We start from the raw sequence: 18,853 nt of genomic DNA on the forward strand, positions 1-18,853 counted from the left end.
AGGCACCGAAGATGTACAACTGCGGACCACCTGCTGACTGGTCGTCAGACTCGCTGTCGGCCACCGATCGGGCCCGAGAGGGGGCGGTGGTACCGTACGGACGCGTCGGTTTTGTTTTCAAGCGTCACCACTCGGACGAGGCCTGGCCCCCGCTGCTCCCCACTTGAACGCCGCCGACCAGCACCGCCGACACCGCGCCGGCACAGCCCGGGAAAGGGGCGACTGTGGCCAAGCAGGACCGAGCGATCCGCACCCGCCGGAAGATCCTCGAAGCGGCCGCCACCGTCTTCGAGCAGCAGGGCTACCAGGCCGCCACCATCGCCGAGATCCTCAAGGTGGCCGACGTGACCAAGGGCGCCCTCTACTTCCACTTCCAGTCCAAGGAAGACCTCGCCCGGTGCGTGCTCGGTGAGCAGCACTCCGCCGCGCTCCACCCGCAGAGCGTCAAGCTGCAGGAACTGGTCGACTCCACCGTGGTGCTGGCCCACCGGCTGCGCACCGACCCACTGGTGCGGGCCGGCGTCCGGCTCACCCTCGACCGGCAGACCGACGGCCTGGACCAGCGCGGCCCGTTCGAGGAGTGGAGCCGGCGCAACCGGGAGATCCTCGAAGCCGCCGCCCGCCAGGGCGAGTTGCTGCCCCAGGTGGACCCGGCCGAGACCGCCGAGCTGCTGGTCGCCACCTTCGCGGGCATCCAGCTGATGTCCTTCGCGATGAGCCGCTACGAGGACCTGCCGCACCGCCTCTGCGTGCTGCTCCGGCACCTGTTCCCCAGCATCACCGTCCCCGCCGTGCTGACCTCGATGGACTTCACCCCCGAGCGCGCCGCCCGGCTGCTCGCCGAACACGCCGCCGAACACGCCGCCGGAGCGCCTTGAGCCCGGCGGCGCGGCCCCGCCAAAACAGCACGGCCGCCCGGGACCGAAGTCCCGGGCGGCCGTGCCGCGTCGGCTACCGCACCGACTCAGCGGCTCACAGCGTCGCGTAGAGCGTGAAGGGCTGGCTCACGGTGCCCGCCGCGCTCTTGGCCGTGATGGTGAGGTGGAAGGCTCCGAGCGCCAGCTCGGAACCCGAGATGGTCGCCGTGCCGTTGGCCCCGGGGGTGAACCGCAGCCCGGCCGGCAGGGTGCCGCTCTCGCTCAGCACCGCGTTCGGGAAACCGGTCGTGGTGATGGTGCAGCTGAACGGGATCAGCAGGAAGGCGGTCGCGCTCGCCTTGCTGGTGATCGCCGGCGGCTGGTCGACCGTCACCGCCAGCGCCTGGGTCGCCGCGCCCACCGGGTTGGTGGCCGTGAGCGTCAGCGGGTAGACGCCGCCGCTGGTCGCCGCCGGGGTGCCCGTCAGGCTCCCGGTGCCGTTCCCGTTGTCCTTGAAGGACAGGCCGTTCGGCAGTGCCCCGGCCACCTTCAGGGCCGGGGCCGGGTAGCCGGTGGCGGTCACCGCGAAACTGACCGGCGCGCCGGTGGTGAGGGTGGTCGAGCTCGCGCTGGTCACCGAGGGACCGGTGGCCTGCGTGACGGTGACGGTGACCTGGGCGGAGCTGCTGCCCGAGGCGTTGGTCGCGGTGACGGTCACCGGGTAGCTGCCGGCGGTGCCCGAGGCGGCGGTGCCTACGATCGAGCCGGTGCCGTCGCCGTTGTCCTTGAAGCTCAGCCCGCTCGGCAGGGTGCCGCTCGCACTGAGCGCGGGGGCCGGGTAGCCGGAGGTGGTCACCGCGAAGGTGCCCGCGGTACCGGTGGTGAAGGCCGCGGTGCCCGCGCTGGTGACGGCCGGGCCCTGGGCAACGGTCAGCGACAGGTTCTGGGTGACCGAGCCCGCGCCGTTGGTCGCGGTGACGACCAGCGGGTAGCTGCCGCCGCTGCCGGCCGCCGGGGTGCCGGCCAGGGTCGCGGTGCCGTCGCCGTTGTCGGTGAAGGTGACACCGCCGGGCAGGGCGCCGCTCTCCTTGAGCGCGGGCAGCGGGGAGCCGGTGGCGGTGACGGTGGTGCTGAACGCGGCGCCGACGGTGGCGGCGGCGGTGGCCGCGCTGGTGATCAGCGGGGCGACGTTGATGGTCAGCGTGGTGGAGCCGCCGGCCGCGATCGGGGTCCAGGCGGAGAGCGTGCCGCCGTAGGACTGGCCGAAGGCCGCGCCGTTGACGGTGGTCCCGGCCGGGACGGTCACCGGGACGTCGACCGAGCCGCTGCCGGAGTCGGCGATCACCACGTTGCCGTTCTGCACCGAGGCGGTGACGGTGCCGGCCTGCTCGGCCGCGGCCCAGGCGGCCGACTGGCCCAGTGTCTGCGCGGTGCTCGCGTCGGTCATCTGGGTCAGCGGCGCGGTGTACCAGCTGTTGTACTGCGCCAGCATGTCGTTGATCAGGCTCAGGATCGTGTAGCCGTAGTCGGAGGTGACCCCGTTGACGGTCTGGGTGGCCGGGCCGATCAGGTTGGTCTGGTGCGCGTAGTTCATCCGCGGGTCGTCGGCCAGCACGTGGCCGAGCAGGATCCGGGACTCACTGGCGAGCACCGAGCTCTCGCCGGCCGGGGTGGTGGTGCAGGTGGTCGACGGGGTGTCCTCGCACTTGCCGGTCTCGGCCGGGTACAGCGAGTCGCCCATCGAGGAGCCGGTCGCCACGTAGGCGGTGTTGTACTCGCTCAGCTCGTCCGGCCAGTTGGACGCGTTGTAGTAGATGTTGCTCGGGTAACGCGGCGCGGAGGACGCGGTGTTGCTCGCCCCGGAGGCCGAGGTCCCCGAGATGGTGTAGCTCTGCGGCTGGCGCGAGGCGTCGCTGCCGAAGACCTTGATCCCCATGTCCGCCATGGACTGCGGCATGGTGGGGCTCTCCAGGCCGGAGTGCTCACCGGTGACCAGGCCGCTGGGGCTGAAGTTGGTCAGTCCGTTGTTGGCGGCGAAGGCGTCGTCCAGGCCGATCTCCTGCTCGATGCTGGAGTCCGGGTTGGCGCTGGTGGCCGGCAGCCAGGCAGCGGCCGAGGAGCAGCCGATGCCGGGGTCGGTGGCGGTGGGGAAGGTGCTGGTGCTGCCCGGGCCGCCGCCCGGAGCGGTGGCCCCGGTGTCGGTGAAGGAGTAGCTGCCGGTGGCGCCGGTCGGGTCCTCCTTGACCTGGCCGACCAGGCCGAAGCTGGTCGAGCCGGCCGGGGCGCGGTAGATGTCGTAGCCCCAGAAGCCGGTGCCGCCGAAGTACTCGGACTCCAGCTTGGCCAGCGAGGGGCCGCCGCCGTTCGGGGCGTCCGGCCAGCTCAGCGAGACCGAGCCGTTCGCGCCGACGGTGACCTGCTGCGGGGTGGAGGGCTCCGACTCACCGTAGGCGGTGGCCGCGGTGACCTCGTAGCTGTAGCCGCCCGCCGCCAGCGATCCGCCGGTGCCCGCGGTCGGCGCGTTCGCCGGCTGCGGCCCGCCGACCTGGCAGCCCAGGTACATGTGCGACCAGGTGTGCGTGATCCAGTTGAACGAGGCCTGCTGCTTGAGGAGTTCGTTGACGAAGGCCGCGTCGTTGGGGTAGCCGCTGTCCACCGTCTGCCCCGGGTCGGTGAAGGTGTTGCCGTTCACCGTGGTGCTGCCCGAGCAGTTGGCGCCGGACGTCGTGGTGCTGCTGGGCGCGGTGCAGGCGCCGATCGCGTTGAACGCGAACTCCAGCTTGATGCCGGTCTGCTGCTCCCAGTTGGCCACGTAGTCGACGTCCGCCGCGCTCATCTGTACGTCCGGCGGACCGTCGGCCGCGTTGCCGCCGACCCCCTGCGGGCAGAGCACGTCGTTCGGGTCGGTGGCACCCGGCGTGCACTGGTACTGCCGGCTCCACTCGTTGTCCGAGATGAACATGTCGTCGATGTCCTGACCGAAGTAGTTCCGGTACAGGCCGAGGTGGGTGTTCTGGGTGACCCAGTCGATCAGCCCGGGCGAGAGCAGCAGCCAGGGCAGCATGGTCGAGTTGTAGTCGAAGGTCAGCGACAGCTCGGACACGCCCGCCTGCGCGTCGGCGCTGGGGTGCTGGTAGACGGCGGCCAGCGTCTGGCCCGCCGGGTTCTCCAGCCACGGGGTCACCGGGGCGCCGGCCACCGGCGTGGCCGGGTAGCCGTAGGAGCCGGACTCGAAGGGCACCGGGCCCTTCAGCTCGGGGAGTTGGGCGAGCGCCGGGGCCGTCAGCTGTGCGGTCCCGGTCACCGTACCGGAACCGGCGGCGGTCAGGCCGAGCGAGGCCGAGGGGTACATGTAGCCGTCCAGCTGGCGCACGCCGAAGCTGGACTCGTAGCTGTCCAGGCCGCCCAGCTGGCCGGCGGCGAAGAAGGTGGGCGAGTCGGCGATCACCACGCCGTTGTAGTAGCCGTGGGTCCCGCTGGAGAGCGCGGGCAGCGTCACGGTCTCGCTGCCGATCGCCCCGGCGGCCGTCACCAGCGTGTACGGCACACCCTCGGTGTCGAGCGCCTTCTGCCAGGCGGTCGTGGTGGGGTCGTCCGATCCCCCACCGACCAGCAGCACCTTCAGATCAAGCTGCGGCGGCGTGGCCGCGAGGGCCGGCACCACGGCCTGCGTGGTCGCTGCCAGGGTGAGCGCGGCCACCCCTGCAGCGAACCATCGCGCTCCTCGTTTCAGCAAAGTTCCCACCCCACGTGAGTACGGTCTTCCGCCGACCTGACGGTCGGCCACCACAGCATCGTGGGGCGAGACTTCGACGAGGGGAGATATGACAAATTTAAGGGTGAATATTCATTTAAGCAGTGAACGTGGAGCCCACAGGGTGTAGGCAGGTCCATGCCGCCTGGTAAGTATGGGTACGTGCGCTTCGATCTCGTACCCATGCCGCCGACCGTCCGGGACCGACCGCGGGACGACCGCGGCTACCCCGTGCCCGCCATCACTCCGTGGGAGGAGGGGCAGCCGCAGTTCGCGCTGACCGACTACGGACGCAGTGCCGACTGCGCGCGCGAGCGGCTCTGCTCGGTCTGCAACACGCTGATGCCGCGCGGACCGGTGTGGCGGGTGGTCGGGGCGGGCGAGAGCGCCGCGATCGGCGAAGCGCTGGCGGCCGGGCGGCCGTACCGCAACATGGCCCCGACCCTGGAGGGGCCGGGGCACCGCGCGTGCATGCTGTACGCCTCGATGGTCTGCCCGTACCTGGCCAGGCCCAACGCGCGCCGGAGCCTGACGGCGGAGCAGCCGGACAAGCTGACCGGGCACGTCGTGCGCGGGGCGGTGCGCGGGGCGCTGGGTGCGGTGGTGGGGTTCGGCGACTACGAGTTCGCGGTGACCGGGACCAACGTGATGTTCCGCTTCCTCGACGTGGTCGAGTACCTGCCGCACGACCATGCGGATGCCCACCTGGCTGAACTGCGCGCCGAGTTGGCCGCGAACGGCGGTGGGCCCGTCCGGCCGGCCGACTGAACGGGCCCACGAGGCACGGGGGCTCGGCTCTCAGCCGTGGGACCCCGAATCGCGAGGGAATCGCAAGGGGATGGTGAAGGAGTGTTGAACGTGCGAAGCGTGCGCAGCGCACGCTACTCTGGAGCCATGGAGAACGACGTGGGCCGGGAGATCGCCGATGCGCTGGGGCTGCTGCTGCGGCGCACCACCCGTGAACGCCTCTACCGCGGCCTGACCGAGGGCCTGGGCGAGGGCGTGGACGAGCTGACCTACCCGGTGCTCAGCGGTCTGGCCCGGACCGGCCCGTGCAGCGCCGCCGAGCTGGCGCCCGAGGTGGGGCTGGACCGGTCCGGCGTCACCCGGCGCGCCTCCCGCCTGGAGGACGCGGGCCTGGTGCGCCGCGAGCCCGACCCGGCCGACCGGCGGGCGGCCCTGCTGATCCTCACCGAGCAGGGCGAGGCGGTGGTGGCCGAGAGCCGCCGGCGCCTGGCCTCCCGCATCGAGGCCGCCCTCGGCTCCTGGCCCGCCGCCGAGGCCAGGACCTTCGCCCACCAGCTGCACCGCTTCGTCACCGACGGGCCGTTCGCAGCCGACTAGGCACCGGGGGCGGCGGCCGGATCGGGGCGCCGGGGCGGACCGCCGGGCAGGATCTCGGGCTCGGGGCTGCCGGTCAGGAGACCGGGTCGAGCAGGCCCTCGAAGGCGTCGGCGAGTGCCTTCCAGCCCGCCTCGCCGCCCACCAGCTCGGCGTCCGTGAGCAGGCAGGAGTCGAGCAGCCGGACGATCCCCTCGGCGTCCAGGCCCGCGGCGGTGAAGGCGAGTTGCTGCACCCGGTCACCGTGCAGGGGATGCCAGTCCAGGGCCGCGGCGGCGCGGCGGCTGGGCGGGTAGAGCTCCCAGGCGGCGTCCGGCAGGCAGGTGAGCCACGGGCCGCACTCCTCCACCGCCAGGCTGGCCCCGGCCGCGTCCCAGGCCAGCAGCTGGTCGGGCCGGTTGGCCAGCCAGAACCGGCCCCGGCTGCGCTGGGCGGCCGGGACGAGCCGGTTCAGCGCCTCGTACAGCCGGGCCGGGTGCAGCGGGCGGCGGCGTTCCCAGACCACCGTGGCCACACCCGCCTCGTCGCGCTCCTGCGGCAGCAGGGCCAGCGCCGGATTGACCCGGTCCCGGGCGGCGGGCACGTCGAAACCGGCGAGCGCGGCCCGGATCAGCTCGCCGGTGGCGAGCCGGACGATGCGCGCGGTGGGGTGCAGTTGCCGCAGCATCGCCAGTGCGGTCCGCCGCCGGGGCGCGTCACCGCCCTCGGCTCCCGCCCGTGGCACGGCGAGCGCACCGGCGTACTCGATCTGGTGGGCCAGCGCCTCGGCCCGGGTGCGGGTGTCCTGGGCACAGCCCTGCAGACCGTGGGCGCCGAGTTCGTCCGGCACGGAGAGGTCGGCGACCAGGTGCAACGGGTCCACCACCGTGATGACACCGGCGAGTTCGATCACCTCGTGCAGCGGGCGTCCGTCCACCTCGCCCTCGGCGATCAGCTCCACCGCCGGATGGGGATCACTGGCGCCCCACAACTCCACGATCGCGAGCCCGTGTTGACCCCGCTCGGCGATCCGCAGCAGCTCGGGCAGCAGGTCCTCGCGCAGCGCGCAGCAGGGGCAGTCATTGGTCAGCGGAACCGCCGTCGGGGCGAACTCGCCCCCGCCGTCCCGGATCCGCCGGTACACGATGCCGTCGGTGGCGTCCCGCAGGTCGTGGTGGAGGACGACGGCCTCGACGCAGCCGTCGAGCAGTTCGAGCACGGCCTGGCGGCGCCGGGCCGCGTGCAGGCCCGCGACCACCACGACCGGCAGTCGAACGGCGTCCATGGCGTCAGCGGTGGGTTCACTTTCGGACATGGCAGGACTCCGGATGCTGGGTGTGGATGTGCATGCCGCCAGGGCGCGGCGGGGCGCGACCACCCCGGCAGCACGCACTTTACCCTAGATGAAAACGACTTTCATTATGCTTTCGCGCCAGGACTCCCGGGCTGCTCTAGCGGACCTCACCCGTCAGCACATCCGCCGCCCAGGCCGCCAGCCGTTCCGCCACCGGACCGGCACCGTCCAGCACCCGCCGCACGAACGCCTCCCGCTCGTGCGCCAGTACCGCCGCCTCCCACACGCACGGCGCCAACCCGGCGCGCCCGGGCCGCAGTTGATCCGGCTGCCCGGCGGGCCCGGTGAAGATCGCGAGGTCCGACATGTACCCCTCGATCCAGCTGTGCACCAGCACGTAGTCACCGTCCCCACCGGCGTGCACGATCAGCACCCCCAGCCCGAGCGACCCCCGGGCGGCGGCGCCGGCCAGCTGCCCGCCGGCGATCGCCACGATCGGCTCCAGCTCGCGCTCGGCCAGCGTGCGCTCGGGCGCCTCGATCACATAGAGCTTCACCAGGTGCCCGGCGACCTCCCGAACGCCGACGGACCGTACGGCGCGGGCATGGTGGTCCACCGCGAGGGCGAGGAGGGCGGATCCGTCCACGGCGGTGGGGAGCGGGTGAAGGTACTCCCCCGGTGCCTTCTCTGCCGCCTTCTCTACTGCCTGCTCCACTGTCTGATTCTCGATCATGCCGCCATCATCGTCCGCGAGTCACGGGCGCTGCTAGGGGGTTTGGGCCTCACTGGCGGCGGCGACGGCGAGCAGTTCCTCGGCGCTCCAGGCGAGGGCGCCCGAGCGGAGGTCCGCGATGACCGACTCCAGCCAGCCGACCTCGGCCCTCGCGACCGTGAGGCTGTACTCGGTCTCCAGCAGAGCGACCCGGGGGACACCGGACTCCGCGGTCTCGGCCAGCGCGCGCTCCAGCGCGGCCCGGGTGCCGCGCACCGAGGCGAGGCGGGCGGCCAAAGCCTCGACGATCTCGTCCGGGGTGAGCAGCATCAGATTGGAGAGAGCCACCGGAAACTCGGGGAACTCCTGCTTGGGCGAGCGGAGCATGTCCAGCAGCCAGGTGCGGGTGGTCTGCCGGCCCGCCTCGGTGAGCTCGTAGACGGTCCGCTCCGGGTACTGCTGGTCGCGCCCGGTCTCGCGGACCGCAATCAGGCCCGCCGTGAGCAGCCGGTCGATGGTGCGGTACAGGCCGGTCCGCTGGCCGACGTTCACCACCTGGTCCTTGCCCCACTGCTTGAGCAGCCGCTGCATGCCGTACGGGTGCAGCGGCTTGAAGTGCAGCAACGACAGGACGGTCAGGCCCATGGGCGAGCTCTTCACGGCGGTACTCATGCCCTGATGTTACCCACGGCGGAACTAGTTGCACTGAAACTAGATTCAGTGCAACTATGGAGAGGTCGGCGGACAGCCGACCCCGAGAGGAGAGGGACGAGACCATGGCAACGGAGATCAAGAAGGCGCTGGTCATCGGCGGCGGAGTCGCCGGGCCCGTCACCGCGATGGCCCTCCAGCAGGCGGGCATCGAGGCCGGCGTCCACGAGGCGTACACGGAGACCGCCACCGGCGTCGGCGCCGCACTCGGGCTCGCACCGAACGGGCTGGCCGCGCTGGACGTGATCGGCACCGGCGACCTGGTGCGCCGGCTCGGCGACCCGATGGACGCCATCGTGCTGCAGAGCTGGAACGGCAAGCAGCTCGCCTCGTTCGGCAGCCCCGGCCGGCTGGAGCCGACCCGGCTGGTGATGCGCAGCGACCTGTACCAGGCGCTGTACGCGGAAGCCCTCCGGCGGGGCATCCGGATCGAGCACGGCAAGCGGCTGATCGGCGTCACGCAGACCGCGGACAGCGTGACGGCGGAGTTCGCCGACGGCTCCACCGCCACCGGCGACCTGCTGATCGGCGCCGACGGGATCCGGTCCACCGTGCGCGGCCTGATCGACCCGGCCGCCCCGCAGCCGCGGTACGCCGGGCTGCAGGGCTTCGGCTCGATGAACGCGCAGGCCGGCCTGGTGCCGGACACCGGTGGCAAGATGTACATGACCTTCGGCAAGCGGGCCTTCTTCGGCCTCCAGGTGATCAACGGGAGCGCCGTCTGGTTCGTCAACCTGCCGTGGGCCGAGCCGCTCACCCAGGCCGAGGCGGTGGCACGCGGCGCCGAGCGGTGGCTGAAGGAGTTGGCAACCGCGTGCGCGGGCGACCGCACCCCGGCCGCCGAGCTGATCCGCCGCACCGATCCGGCCCAGCTGCTGATCACCGGCCCGATGGAGAACATGCCGGCGGTCCCGCAGTGGAGCCGGGACCGAATGGTGCTGGTCGGCGACTCCGCGCACGCGCCCTCGTCCAGCTCCGGCCAGGGGGCGTCGCTGGCCATCGAGAGCGCGGTGGAACTGGCGCGCTGCCTCAGGGATCTGCCGCTGCGTCAGGCCCTCGCGCGGTACGAGGAGCTGCGCCGCCCGCGGGTCGAGCGGATCATCAAGGCGGCCGAGCGGACCAACAGCAACAAGGCGGCCGGCCCGGTGGCCCGGGTGCTGCGGGACGCGCTGATGCCCCTCGGGATGAAGCTCATCAGCCCGGAGAAGATGGCCTGGCAGTTCGAGCACCGGATCGACTGGTCGGCCCCGGCCGCGGCCACGGCCACGGCCTGACGATCGGTGCGGCCTACTCCGGTGCCCGGAAGCCGCCGATCTCCTGCTCCAGCAGTTCGGCCAGCCGCAGCGGGGTGCGGTCCTCGAACATCGGGCCGATGAGCTGCACGCCCACCGGCAACCCCTCGGGAGACCGGCCCGCGGGCACCGCGGTGGCGGGCAGGCCGGGCATGGTGGCCGCACCGGCCCAGACGAGCTGGTCGAAGTACGGGTACCCGACGCCGTCGATGTCGAGCCGGCGTCCCAGCGGATCGGGGTTGTGGTCGTGCGGGAACGCGGGAGTCGGCGTGATCGGACACACCACCACGTCGAACTCGGCGAAGAGCTGCCGCCAGCCGTGGCGGTGGAGCTCACGGCGGCCGTTCGCCTCCATCCAGTCGCGGTGGCTGAACAGCATGCCGCGCAGCCGGGTCGCATCGAGACTCCGGTCGTCCGTGCTCAACGCGGCGGCCCGGGAGCGCAGTTGCTCGTACGCCTCGACGGGGAAGCGGGCCACGGAGCCCGAGAACAGCAACTGCGTGTAGAGCGTGGCGGCTTCGGCCAGATCGGGCAGCAGCGGGCTGTCCCGCTCGACGCGGGCACCGGCGCCGGTGAGCGCGTCGGCCACCCGGTTCACCCCGGCCCGCACCGCGGCCCCGGTGGGGATGAACGGATGCTCCTCCAGCACCAGCACCCGGAAGTCGCCGAGCCGCTCTTGGCGCGCGGGCGGCAGCGTCACGTCGTAGGCCACACCGTGCGTCAGCGGATCCGGTCCGGCCATGACGTCGAGCAGGAGGGTGAGGTCGCGGGCCGTGCGCGCCATCGGTCCGACGACGGCGAGGTCGAGGTCGACGGGCAACACCGGTGCGTCCGGCGGGACCATGCCGCGGCTCGCCGCCAGCCCGAGGCTCGGCTTGTGCGCATAGACACCGCAGAAGTGTGCGGGCGTGCGCAGCGAACCGGCGAGGTCGGAGCCGATGGACAGCGCGCCGAACCCGGCCGCCAGCGCCGCCGCCGACCCGCCGGAGGAGCCGCCCGACGTACGCGTGTGATCCCACGGGTTGTTGGTGGTGCCGTAGATCGCGTTGAAGCTCTGAATATCCTGCAGCCCCAACGGCACATTGGTCTTGCCCAGCACCACCGCGCCCGCGGACCTGAGCCGCGACACCTGCACCGCATCCTCGGCCGGCACGTGGTCCCGATGCTCCGGCATGCCCCAAGTCGTGGTCAGCCCAGCCACGTTGTAGGACTCCTTGACCGTCACCGGAATCCCGAGCAGCGGGCGCTCCTCGCCACGGGCACGTGCCTGGTCGGCCGCGTGGGCGGCAGCGCGTGCACGGTCGAAGTCGGGGACGCAGATGGCGTTGATCGCCTTGTCGTCGCGCTCGATGCGGGCGATCGCCTGGTCGGTGAGTTCCACCGAGGTCACGTCGCCGGCGCGGAGGGCGGTGATGAGGTCTTCGGCCGAATGAAGGTTCCAGTCCATGCGGTCGACCGTAGCGAGGGGTGAAACAGGCCACGAAATACCAATTCGCGCAACGGGCTATCCGTACTGGTCGGTCCCCCGCGCTGTTGTTCGGCGTGCAACTGGTCGGCCATCAACTCCGCTGTGGTGACAGGGCGGCGCTAGGACGCGGGCGGGGTCGGCTCGATCTCCGGCGCCGTGCTGCCAGCCGATGGGAACACTCGGTTCGTGACCTCGTCCGGTGTCGGGGCCAGTCCGAGGGACTGCATCGCGCTGAATGACCGAAGCCGGTCCCGCGCGACCGGATCGTCAATCCGGTCGATCAGCGCGAGCACCTGTTCACGGGTGAGATCAGCACGCAGTTCTTCGCTGACGCGCTCGGCTTGGGCAGTCAGGTGCTTCCGTGACCGATTCGCGTGGACGGCGAAGGCTCCGCCACAAGTACCGATCAGAACGCCGCCCAGGCTGGTCATCAGCGCAGCAGCAGTTCCAGCCGACGCCCCGTGACGCATCAGAGCCAGTACACCCCCACACAGCAGGACGATCGCCCCGGCTGACATGAAGATCACGCTCAGCCTGAAGGTAGTCTCGCCTTGGCTGAGCGCCTGGCGAAGGAAGTCGGAGAGGAACTTCTGTCGCGGGTCCTCAGCCGGAGCCGGAGCCGGCACCGACCCCGGGGCGTGACTGTTGATGAAGACGTTCTGCACCCCACCCCTCTGGGAGATGGCACCCGTATGTGAAATGCCGACTTGTCCTGGTGGGGCAACAGTCCACTCCACAGCTGGCGGTCCCTCAACTGTGCGGTCCTGGTCATCTGGCATGAGTCCCCCTCATGGAACAGGCCGAGCACTGCGGCGAGCCTGACTACAACTACCGTAGCGACCGGTCTGAGCGGGCGTGGCGGGAACTACGCGACCAAATCCATCCGGGGCCGGAATGGACGGACGCGGCCCTGCTGGTACCCGGCCTGATCGCTGCGGGTCACCTCCCGGCCAGGCCGACTGCGTCCCAACAGGTACCGGCCTACCGCGACGCGAACCCCGCGCAGCTGGCAGTCTTCGCCCGGACCATCCACGGGTTATGGGCGAGCCGTGCCGCTGACGACCCGCTGCCACAGCGGGCGCGGCTCACAGAAGCGGCCGTGCGGTGGACGCGCCTGCACGGCTGACGGAATGGGCGGCTTGAGGCGACCGGTCGTGGCGCCAGGAGTTTGCGCATTTTTGCGCGTTCCGGGGGCAGGCGGCGAACCAGTCGGCTGACCGCGCGTCAGTCGCGCGCCGGTCCCCCACGGCGCACTAGCGTCGCCGTCAGCACGGCGAAACGATGACGGGAAAGGACGGTGGTGGCGATGCCCGTGGGCGGCAAAGAGCGCGATCGGCTGACGGTACCTCAGGGGTTGGCCGCGCTCTCGCTGGATGCGCTGGCGTCCGTCGCGTACGGGCCCGAGGCGATCGTGGTGGTGCTGGCGGTGGCCGGGAGCGAGGGGCTGCGGTACACGTTGCCGGTGACGGTGGCGATCGTGGTGCTGCTGGCGGCGCTGACGTTCTCCTACCGGCAGGTCATCGCCGCCTTTCCCAATGGCGGCGGCGCCTACGCGGTGGCGGGGCGGCACCTGGGGCGGCGGGTCAGTCTGGTGGCCGCGGCCTCGCTGATCATCGACTACGTGCTGAACGTCGCGGTCTCGGTCTCGGCGGGTGTGGCGGCGCTGACGTCGGCGTTCCCCTCGCTCTACGGCGACCGGGTGTGGTTCTGCGTGCTGGTGCTGGCGCTGATCACCGGGGTGAACCTGTACGGCATCGCGGAGTCGGCCAAGGCGCTGATCCTGCCGACGGTCGTCTTCGTCGTCGCGGTCTTCGCCGTGATCGTCGTCGGCCTGCTGCGCGCACACCCGGTGACCGAGCCGACGCACCCCGGCCCTGCCACCCAGACCGTCGGGCTGCTGCTCCTGCTCAAGGCCTTCGCCTCCGGCTGCGCGGCGCTGACCGGGGTGGAGGCGATCGCCAATGCCGTACCGACCTTCCGCACCCCGCGGGTGCAGCGCGCGCAGCGCACCGAGATCGCGCTCTGCGGGCTGCTCGGGGCGATGCTGATCGGGCTGTCGGTGCTGATCGGCCGCTTCCACGTGGCGCCGAACAGCACCAGGACGGTGCTCGCCCAGCTCACCGAGGCCTCGCTCGGCCACAACATCGGCTTCTACGTCGTGCAGTTCAGCACCGTGGCGCTGCTCGCGCTGGCGGCCAACACCTCGTTCGGCGGCATGCCTGTGCTGACCTCGCTACTGGCCCGTGACCACCACGTGCCGCACATCTTCGCACTCCGCGCCGACCGGCAGGTCTACCGGCACGGGGTGCTGGTGCTGGCCGGTGCGGCGCTGGTACTGCTGGTCGTCGCGCAGGGCGACACGCAGGCGCTGGTACCGGTCTTCGCGATCGGCGTCTTCATCGGCTTCACCATCTCCCAGGTGGGCATGGTGCGGCACTGGCAGCTGGAGCGCGGTCCCGGCTGGCGCGGCCGGGCGCTGCTCAACGGTGTGGGCGCGGTGCTGACGGCGGCGGCGACGGTGATCGAGCTGATCGCCAAGTTCGGCAAGGGCGGGTGGCTGGTCTTCCTGGCGGTCGCCGTGCTGGTGCTGCTCTTCGAGTCGGTGCACCGGGCCTACCAGCGGATCGGGCAGGCGCTGCACATCGGCGAGCTGCCCGGGCCACCGCACGAGCAGCGTTCGCTGGTGATCGTGCCGGTGAGTTCGGCCAACCGGCTGACCCAGGAGGCGCTGTCGACCGCGCTGTCGCTGGGCGACGAGGTGCGCGCCGTCACGGTGTCGTATCCGGACGACGAGGGCATGCCGGGCGGGGAGCAGCTGCGCCAGCTCTGGGACCGGTGGCACCCGCAGGTGCCGCTGACCGTGCTGACCAGCCCCTCGCGCTCGCTGTCCCGGCCGATCGTGGACTACCTGCGGCAGTTGGAGGAGTCGCTGGAACACGACCAGCTGGTGGTGCTGATCCCCGAGCTGCACCTGCCGCACCCCTGGCAGCGGCTGCTGCAGAACCAGCGCGGGGTGCTGCTGGACCGCGCGATCCGGCGGCACACCGACGCGCTGATCTGCCGCCTGCGGTACCGCTTGCAGGTGCCGCCGCACTGAGGCGCACTGACGGCGCACTGACGGCGTCTCTGTCGTGGGTTGCACGGTACGGGTGTTCGTGCTGATCCACCTACCCGTCAGTTCAGCACTGACAGCGAGGGCCCCGCCCATGCGCCCTGATCGACACACGGACGGGACTGGTTCACCCCAACAGCGCGCGGTACCGGGCGTTCTCCTCCTCTGCATGTGTGCCGAAACGGATCGTTGCGTCGTCGGTGACCACACGTACGAATGTGCCCTTGGTGGCTTGGCCGGCGCGCTCCCACTCGGGGAACCTGCTGAGCCACGTACGGGCATCCTGGGGCTTCCAGCCGTAACCCATGAGTCGGACGGCCATCTGTGCAGCGTCCGCCCAAGCGGGCCCGATAGCCGGCATGGCCCAGTCGACCAGGTAGCCGCGCTGAGACACGATCAAGAGATTGTGCGGGTTGGTGTCAGTATGCAGCAGCGATGAGCCGTCAAGCGCTCTATAGTCCCCGGGCCCGAGAGTCTGACGGTACCGCTCAACCAGCAACGGGACGATGCCGCCCTTGGGTGGGCGACATGAACCAACACGCTTGAGCGTGTCAGCCACTACCACAGCGTCGCGAGTTTGGGGCGTGAGGTCCGCGTGCCGGCCACTCACATAGTTAAAGGCGATCAGGTGCCACCCATCGGCAACAGCTTCCCAGCGAAGCGCCGGACCCACCCGCGCGACTGCTGCGTTGACGTCAGCTTCCATGCGCTGTGCTTCCACGCCGCTGCGATCAGAGACCGGCGTACCCTTCAGAAACAGCGTCTCCGTTGCCGTTGAGAGGATGAGTGCCGTTCGGCAGGTGATCCCATCTTCCACGGTTTTTGCAGAGATCACCTCTCCTTCTCGCTCCCTGACCAATCTCCTTACTGACTGTGGGAGTTCACCCCAGGTGACATGAGGCTCCATGGCGCAATCCCTCCTGCAAGGGGGAGGGAACCCAATTGGGCGCCCTCCCCCGGATTCACGTGCTCAGCCCAGCGTGGCACCGCACTTGACGCACCTCATCTTGGCGCTCCACATCTGGTACTGGTGGTCTCCGCCCGCCGGGCAGGAGCCGTTCTCGAGGATGTGCGCCGTGATCTTGGGTCGCATGACCGTACGTCCTTTCGTGAGGTTGATGAACCTTTCGGACCCGCCCCGGCGTCCGGTCCTCGCGAGCACTGTGCGAGCCCCGTCCCGGGTGCTGAGGCGCGAGATTCAGCCGGTGCAGATCCGCACCTTGCCGGGCTCCGACCCGAGTCGTACTCCGGTCCCCCGGCAGAACGGGCAGTTGGGGTTGCCGGCGCTCTGCAGGAGAACCTTCCAGATAGCGTTCTTGTACGGCATGTGTCCATCCATTCTTGGGAGTTGGACGGGTTGCCCGTCGGCATGTCCCCGAGGGATGAGCCCACGGGCAAACCGGTGCCGGGTCAGTAGAGGATCCGTCGGCAGATGCCCGGCAGGCAGTCGGACCCGCAGACGGGGCACCGCTGGGGCGGCGTGGCCAAGGGCACTCCTTTCATGGTGTCGAAGGGTTCGGGATCCGCCCGGCGTCGGGGAAGCAACTGAGGGCGCCGGGAGGCTTGTTCCTGTCAGGGAGACGGAAAGGTCTGCACGATGGCACGGGCCCGTTCACACCGCGCGAGGCGCGCGTGCTCGCGTCTCAGTACGCGTTCGTCCACCAGGGCGGATCTGTCGTGCGCCGCCTTGGCCGTCTTCTGCCGCGCATCCAGCTCGTCGCAGCGCGGGCAGGGCGACGTGGGCGGTGCACAGGCATCACGAGGGTCGACCGGCTCAGCCATGCAAGCCGTCGCCGACGGCCCGGCCGTGGTCCAGCAGCGGGAGGCGGAGGCCGACTTGGGCAGCGGCGTAGGCCTGACGGATGCGCCGTTCCTGGTAGGGCACCGTGTACCCGCCGAGCTGCTCCAGGGGCACCCAGGTGATGCCGGACAGTTCGTCGGACGCGGTCGCGGGGATCGCGATGGACCCCGCTTCGGCGGGCGTGAGCGTGCCGCCGTCCACGACGATGTTGAAGCCCTCGGCGGAGCTGCCGTCGTCGCCGGCCGGGACCTGGTCGAGGGCGAGGTAGTGCGTGATCTCGCGGATCAGGCCCGTCTCCTCCTTCAACTCCCGGGCCGCCGCGTCGGAGACCTTCTCGCCCTGGTGGGCGGCGCCGCCGGGGAGGGTCCAGCCTTCCTTGTAGGTCGGCTTGACCAGCAGTACGGCTCCGGTGAGCGTGCGCACCAGGACCACGGCGCCGATACGACGGCGGGGCGGGCTCGCGGAGTCAACATCACAGTGGGCCATGGTGGTGCCTTCCTCGGGGGAAGTGCCCTGGCGGTGTTCACCAGGGCACCCCGTGTTGGTGGCCGCGCTACTGGCGGCGCGACACGGGAGTCCGTTCGGGTTCTCAATTACTTCTGGTTGTACGGAAATTGAGCCGACATCCGGATGCGGTGGAGGTAGCGCGCTGCCCGCTCGAATCCGACCAAGCAGAAGGGCAGCGTCACCAACTGGTTCTCTGGGGTCGGAATTTGCGGCCCTGGAGCAACCAATGCGCGACGGTCGCAGCAGATGCAGCGACCCGGGCGCCACTGGTGCGAGGGCGGCAGGGCAATCGGTTCGGGATCGTCAGCCATCGTGATCGGCTTGCGCGCCGAGGTCACCGCCGCGCGGATTCGGGCAGGTGGGGGCATGGGCGTCGCGCAGTCGGACGATGGCCGCGACCTGATGGGTGTTACCGGCGTACGTGCAGGCCATCGCGTCCAGGTACTGGCAGCTGTCGCAGTCACCGGCGGTCCCGGCCGGGCGGTCGGGAGTGGTCACTACGCCGCGTCCTTGTCCGGGCAGTTGCTGCTGCCGCACTCGCAGAACGGCCAGTCGACCGGGGCGCGCCTGCGACCAACGGCGTCCGCCATGGTGGGGCTGTACTCGGCCAGGATCGCCGCCGATTCCTCGGGGCTGACCCGCCGGCGCGGTCTCGTCGGCGGGGCGGTGTCGGGGACGTCGACCACCAGGGCGACGGGCTGGGCGGCCGTGGCACTGTCGCTGGTACAAGTGGCCTTGATCGCACGCCCGTTCGCCTCGGGATCGCACTGCGCTTGTGGGGGCGTTCTGCGCGTACTCACCATCGCTCCTCTCCGTAGTGGTTCCACTACCAAGGATCGGCACGACCCCGTACGCTCGCTAGTGTTTTGACCTTGACAGCTCTGTCGCGTTAAGGAGTTCGACGATCTTGAGCGATAACGACGCTGCCCCTCAGTCATCTCCACACGTGCGCTTCGGCCTGGAACTGCGCAGGTCACGGCGGGCTAGGCAGTGGTCACAGGTGGAGCTTGGGAAGCGCTTGGGCTACACCGGCGCGTTCGTCTCGTACCTCGAACGAGCTAAGCGAGCTCCAACACGCGAGGTTGCTGTTAAGGCCGATGAGGTCTTCGAAACCGGGCAGAAGTTCTATGAGTTGTGGCGCAAGTACACACGCGCGGCGCTACTGGAAGGGTTCCCCGAGTTCGCGGATGCGGAGGCCAAGTGTCGCCGCCTGCGAACAGTTGGCTTGATCATCGTTCCTGGTCTGTTCCAGACACCGGCTTATGCCGCAGCTCTCGCGCACGCGGCGGTCCGACGGGGGGCCATCACCCAGACCGAGGCAGACGAACGAATCGAGTACCTGGCTGTCCGTCAAGAGCTGCTTAACCAGAAGGCGCCACCGGTTCTCCATGCAGTGCTTGAGGAGGGGTGTCTGCACCGGGCTATCGGGGGGCACCAGGTAATGGCGGAGCAGCTGCGTCATCTTGAGGAACTGGCACAACGCCCGAACATCACAATTCAGATTGCCCCCTTCAGCCTCGGGGAGAACCTGACGTTCACCTTGCCGGTTGTGCTGCTTGACCTCCCGGACCACTCTGTAGTTGGGTACGCCGAATCAATCGCCAAGGGCCACCTTGAGCGGTCGCGCGCAGCCGTGACGGCTTGGTCCAGGGAGTACGATCACCTGCTAGTGGAAGCGCTGCCCCGGGCGCCATCCCTCGCACTGATCCGTAAGGCGCGAAAGGAAATTCAGCCATGAACGACCGCGTAGACCTGTCCGGCGCCTCCTGGTTCAAGTCGTCCTACAGTAACAACGGCGGCGACTGCATCGAGGTAGCCCCGAACTTCCCGGGCCTCGCTCCCGTCCGTGACTCGAAGAATCCCGAGGGGGGCGCCCTGATCTTCGGCGCCGACGCGTTCGCTTCGTTCGTCACCGAGGTCAAGGCGGGCACCTTCGGCACCGTCTGACCCACTCCACCACTGATCCCCTGCGTAGCCAATCGCCGCGCAGGGGCTCAGTGCTTGGAGCGGTCAGGCGATCACTGC

The 18,853-nt window shown here is 70.3% G+C and carries 19 protein-coding genes; 8 read left to right on the forward strand and 11 right to left on the reverse strand.

Annotation, left to right across the window (positions count from 1 at the left end; genetic code table 11):
* The first annotated feature begins 224 nt into the window (after positions 1-224).
* The gene (locus OG500_RS10055; protein WP_327066181.1) at positions 225-878 is read left to right on the forward strand and encodes a ScbR family autoregulator-binding transcription factor; all 654 of its coding nucleotides are present in this window, start codon (positions 225-227) and stop codon (positions 876-878) included.
* Positions 879-972: 94 nt separating this feature from the next.
* On the opposite strand, the gene OG500_RS10060 is transcribed toward OG500_RS10055, so the two are convergent.
* On the reverse strand, positions 973-4,557 hold the full coding sequence (locus OG500_RS10060) for an Ig domain-containing protein (RefSeq protein ID WP_329578832.1): 3,585 nt from the start codon (positions 4,555-4,557) through the stop codon (positions 973-975).
* A gap of 216 nt (positions 4,558-4,773) precedes the next feature.
* Here OG500_RS10060 and OG500_RS10065 point away from each other — a divergent pair, with 216 nt between their 5' ends.
* Positions 4,774-5,379: a hypothetical protein gene (locus OG500_RS10065; protein ID WP_329578835.1), complete on the forward strand. Its 606-nt coding sequence runs from the start codon at positions 4,774-4,776 to the stop codon at positions 5,377-5,379.
* A gap of 126 nt (positions 5,380-5,505) precedes the next feature.
* Positions 5,506-5,955: a MarR family winged helix-turn-helix transcriptional regulator gene (locus tag OG500_RS10070; protein ID WP_327066184.1), complete on the forward strand. Its 450-nt coding sequence runs from the start codon at positions 5,506-5,508 to the stop codon at positions 5,953-5,955.
* Between the two features lie 73 nt (positions 5,956-6,028).
* Here the strand turns inward: OG500_RS10070 and OG500_RS10075 are convergent, their stop codons facing one another.
* From OG500_RS10075 to OG500_RS10085, 3 genes are all read right to left on the reverse strand, one after another.
* Entirely contained in the window at positions 6,029-7,246 is a 1,218-nt protein-coding gene (locus OG500_RS10075) for a CobW family GTP-binding protein (RefSeq protein ID WP_327066185.1), read from the reverse strand.
* A gap of 136 nt (positions 7,247-7,382) precedes the next feature.
* Entirely contained in the window at positions 7,383-7,958 is a 576-nt protein-coding gene (locus OG500_RS10080) for a hypothetical protein (RefSeq protein WP_329578839.1), read from the reverse strand.
* A gap of 33 nt (positions 7,959-7,991) precedes the next feature.
* Entirely contained in the window at positions 7,992-8,609 is a 618-nt protein-coding gene (locus OG500_RS10085) for a PadR family transcriptional regulator (RefSeq protein WP_329578843.1), read from the reverse strand.
* Positions 8,610-8,713: 104 nt separating this feature from the next.
* Here OG500_RS10085 and OG500_RS10090 point away from each other — a divergent pair, with 104 nt between their 5' ends.
* Complete coding sequence (locus tag OG500_RS10090) at positions 8,714-9,922, forward strand: FAD-dependent oxidoreductase (protein WP_329578846.1); 1,209 nt, start codon at positions 8,714-8,716, stop codon at positions 9,920-9,922.
* 13 nt (positions 9,923-9,935) lie between these two features.
* Here the strand turns inward: OG500_RS10090 and OG500_RS10095 are convergent, their stop codons facing one another.
* A complete protein-coding gene (locus OG500_RS10095) occupies positions 9,936-11,387 on the reverse strand; it encodes an amidase (RefSeq protein WP_329578850.1) in 1,452 nt (483 codons plus the stop codon).
* Between the two features lie 140 nt (positions 11,388-11,527).
* Positions 11,528-12,073 (reverse strand): TRADD-N-associated membrane domain-containing protein, encoded by a 546-nt coding sequence (locus OG500_RS10100; RefSeq protein ID WP_329578853.1) that lies wholly within the window; start codon positions 12,071-12,073, stop codon positions 11,528-11,530.
* Between the two features lie 125 nt (positions 12,074-12,198).
* Between OG500_RS10100 and OG500_RS10105 the strand changes: the two genes are divergently transcribed.
* Together OG500_RS10105 and OG500_RS10110 are read left to right on the forward strand one after the other, a co-directional pair.
* Complete coding sequence (locus tag OG500_RS10105) at positions 12,199-12,534, forward strand: hypothetical protein (RefSeq protein ID WP_329578856.1); 336 nt, start codon at positions 12,199-12,201, stop codon at positions 12,532-12,534.
* 180 nt (positions 12,535-12,714) lie between these two features.
* The gene (locus tag OG500_RS10110; RefSeq protein ID WP_329587476.1) at positions 12,715-14,505 is read left to right on the forward strand and encodes an APC family permease; all 1,791 of its coding nucleotides are present in this window, start codon (positions 12,715-12,717) and stop codon (positions 14,503-14,505) included.
* Positions 14,506-14,647: 142 nt separating this feature from the next.
* On the opposite strand, the gene OG500_RS10115 is transcribed toward OG500_RS10110, so the two are convergent.
* The 5 genes from OG500_RS10115 to OG500_RS10135 form a co-directional block, all read right to left on the reverse strand.
* A complete protein-coding gene (locus OG500_RS10115; protein WP_327066191.1) occupies positions 14,648-15,355 on the reverse strand; it encodes an aminoglycoside phosphotransferase in 708 nt (235 codons plus the stop codon).
* A 135-nt stretch (positions 15,356-15,490) separates the two neighbouring features.
* Positions 15,491-15,613 carry a hypothetical protein gene (locus tag OG500_RS10120; RefSeq protein ID WP_329578861.1) on the reverse strand — a complete coding sequence of 41 codons (123 nt, stop codon included), beginning with the start codon at positions 15,611-15,613 and terminating at the stop codon, positions 15,491-15,493.
* 681 nt (positions 15,614-16,294) lie between these two features.
* A complete protein-coding gene (locus tag OG500_RS10125) occupies positions 16,295-16,807 on the reverse strand; it encodes an NUDIX domain-containing protein (RefSeq protein WP_329578865.1) in 513 nt (170 codons plus the stop codon).
* A 324-nt stretch (positions 16,808-17,131) separates the two neighbouring features.
* Positions 17,132-17,326, reverse strand: coding sequence for a hypothetical protein (locus OG500_RS10130; RefSeq protein WP_329578868.1), 195 nt, complete (start codon positions 17,324-17,326; stop codon positions 17,132-17,134).
* Positions 17,326-17,628 (reverse strand): hypothetical protein, encoded by a 303-nt coding sequence (locus tag OG500_RS10135; RefSeq protein ID WP_329578870.1) that lies wholly within the window; start codon positions 17,626-17,628, stop codon positions 17,326-17,328. The genes OG500_RS10130 and OG500_RS10135 overlap by 1 nt, the downstream gene beginning before the upstream one ends.
* Positions 17,629-17,735: 107 nt before the next feature.
* Between OG500_RS10135 and OG500_RS10140 the strand changes: the two genes are divergently transcribed.
* On the forward strand, positions 17,736-18,566 hold the full coding sequence (locus OG500_RS10140) for a helix-turn-helix domain-containing protein (protein WP_329578873.1): 831 nt from the start codon (positions 17,736-17,738) through the stop codon (positions 18,564-18,566).
* The gene (locus tag OG500_RS10145) at positions 18,563-18,775 is read left to right on the forward strand and encodes a DUF397 domain-containing protein (RefSeq protein ID WP_327066200.1); all 213 of its coding nucleotides are present in this window, start codon (positions 18,563-18,565) and stop codon (positions 18,773-18,775) included. Before OG500_RS10140 ends, OG500_RS10145 begins: the two co-directional genes overlap by 4 nt.
* The last annotated feature ends 78 nt before the right edge of the window (positions 18,776-18,853 follow it).

The organism is Kitasatospora sp. NBC_01250, assembly GCF_036226465.1.
GTDB lineage: Bacteria > Actinomycetota > Actinomycetes > Streptomycetales > Streptomycetaceae > Kitasatospora.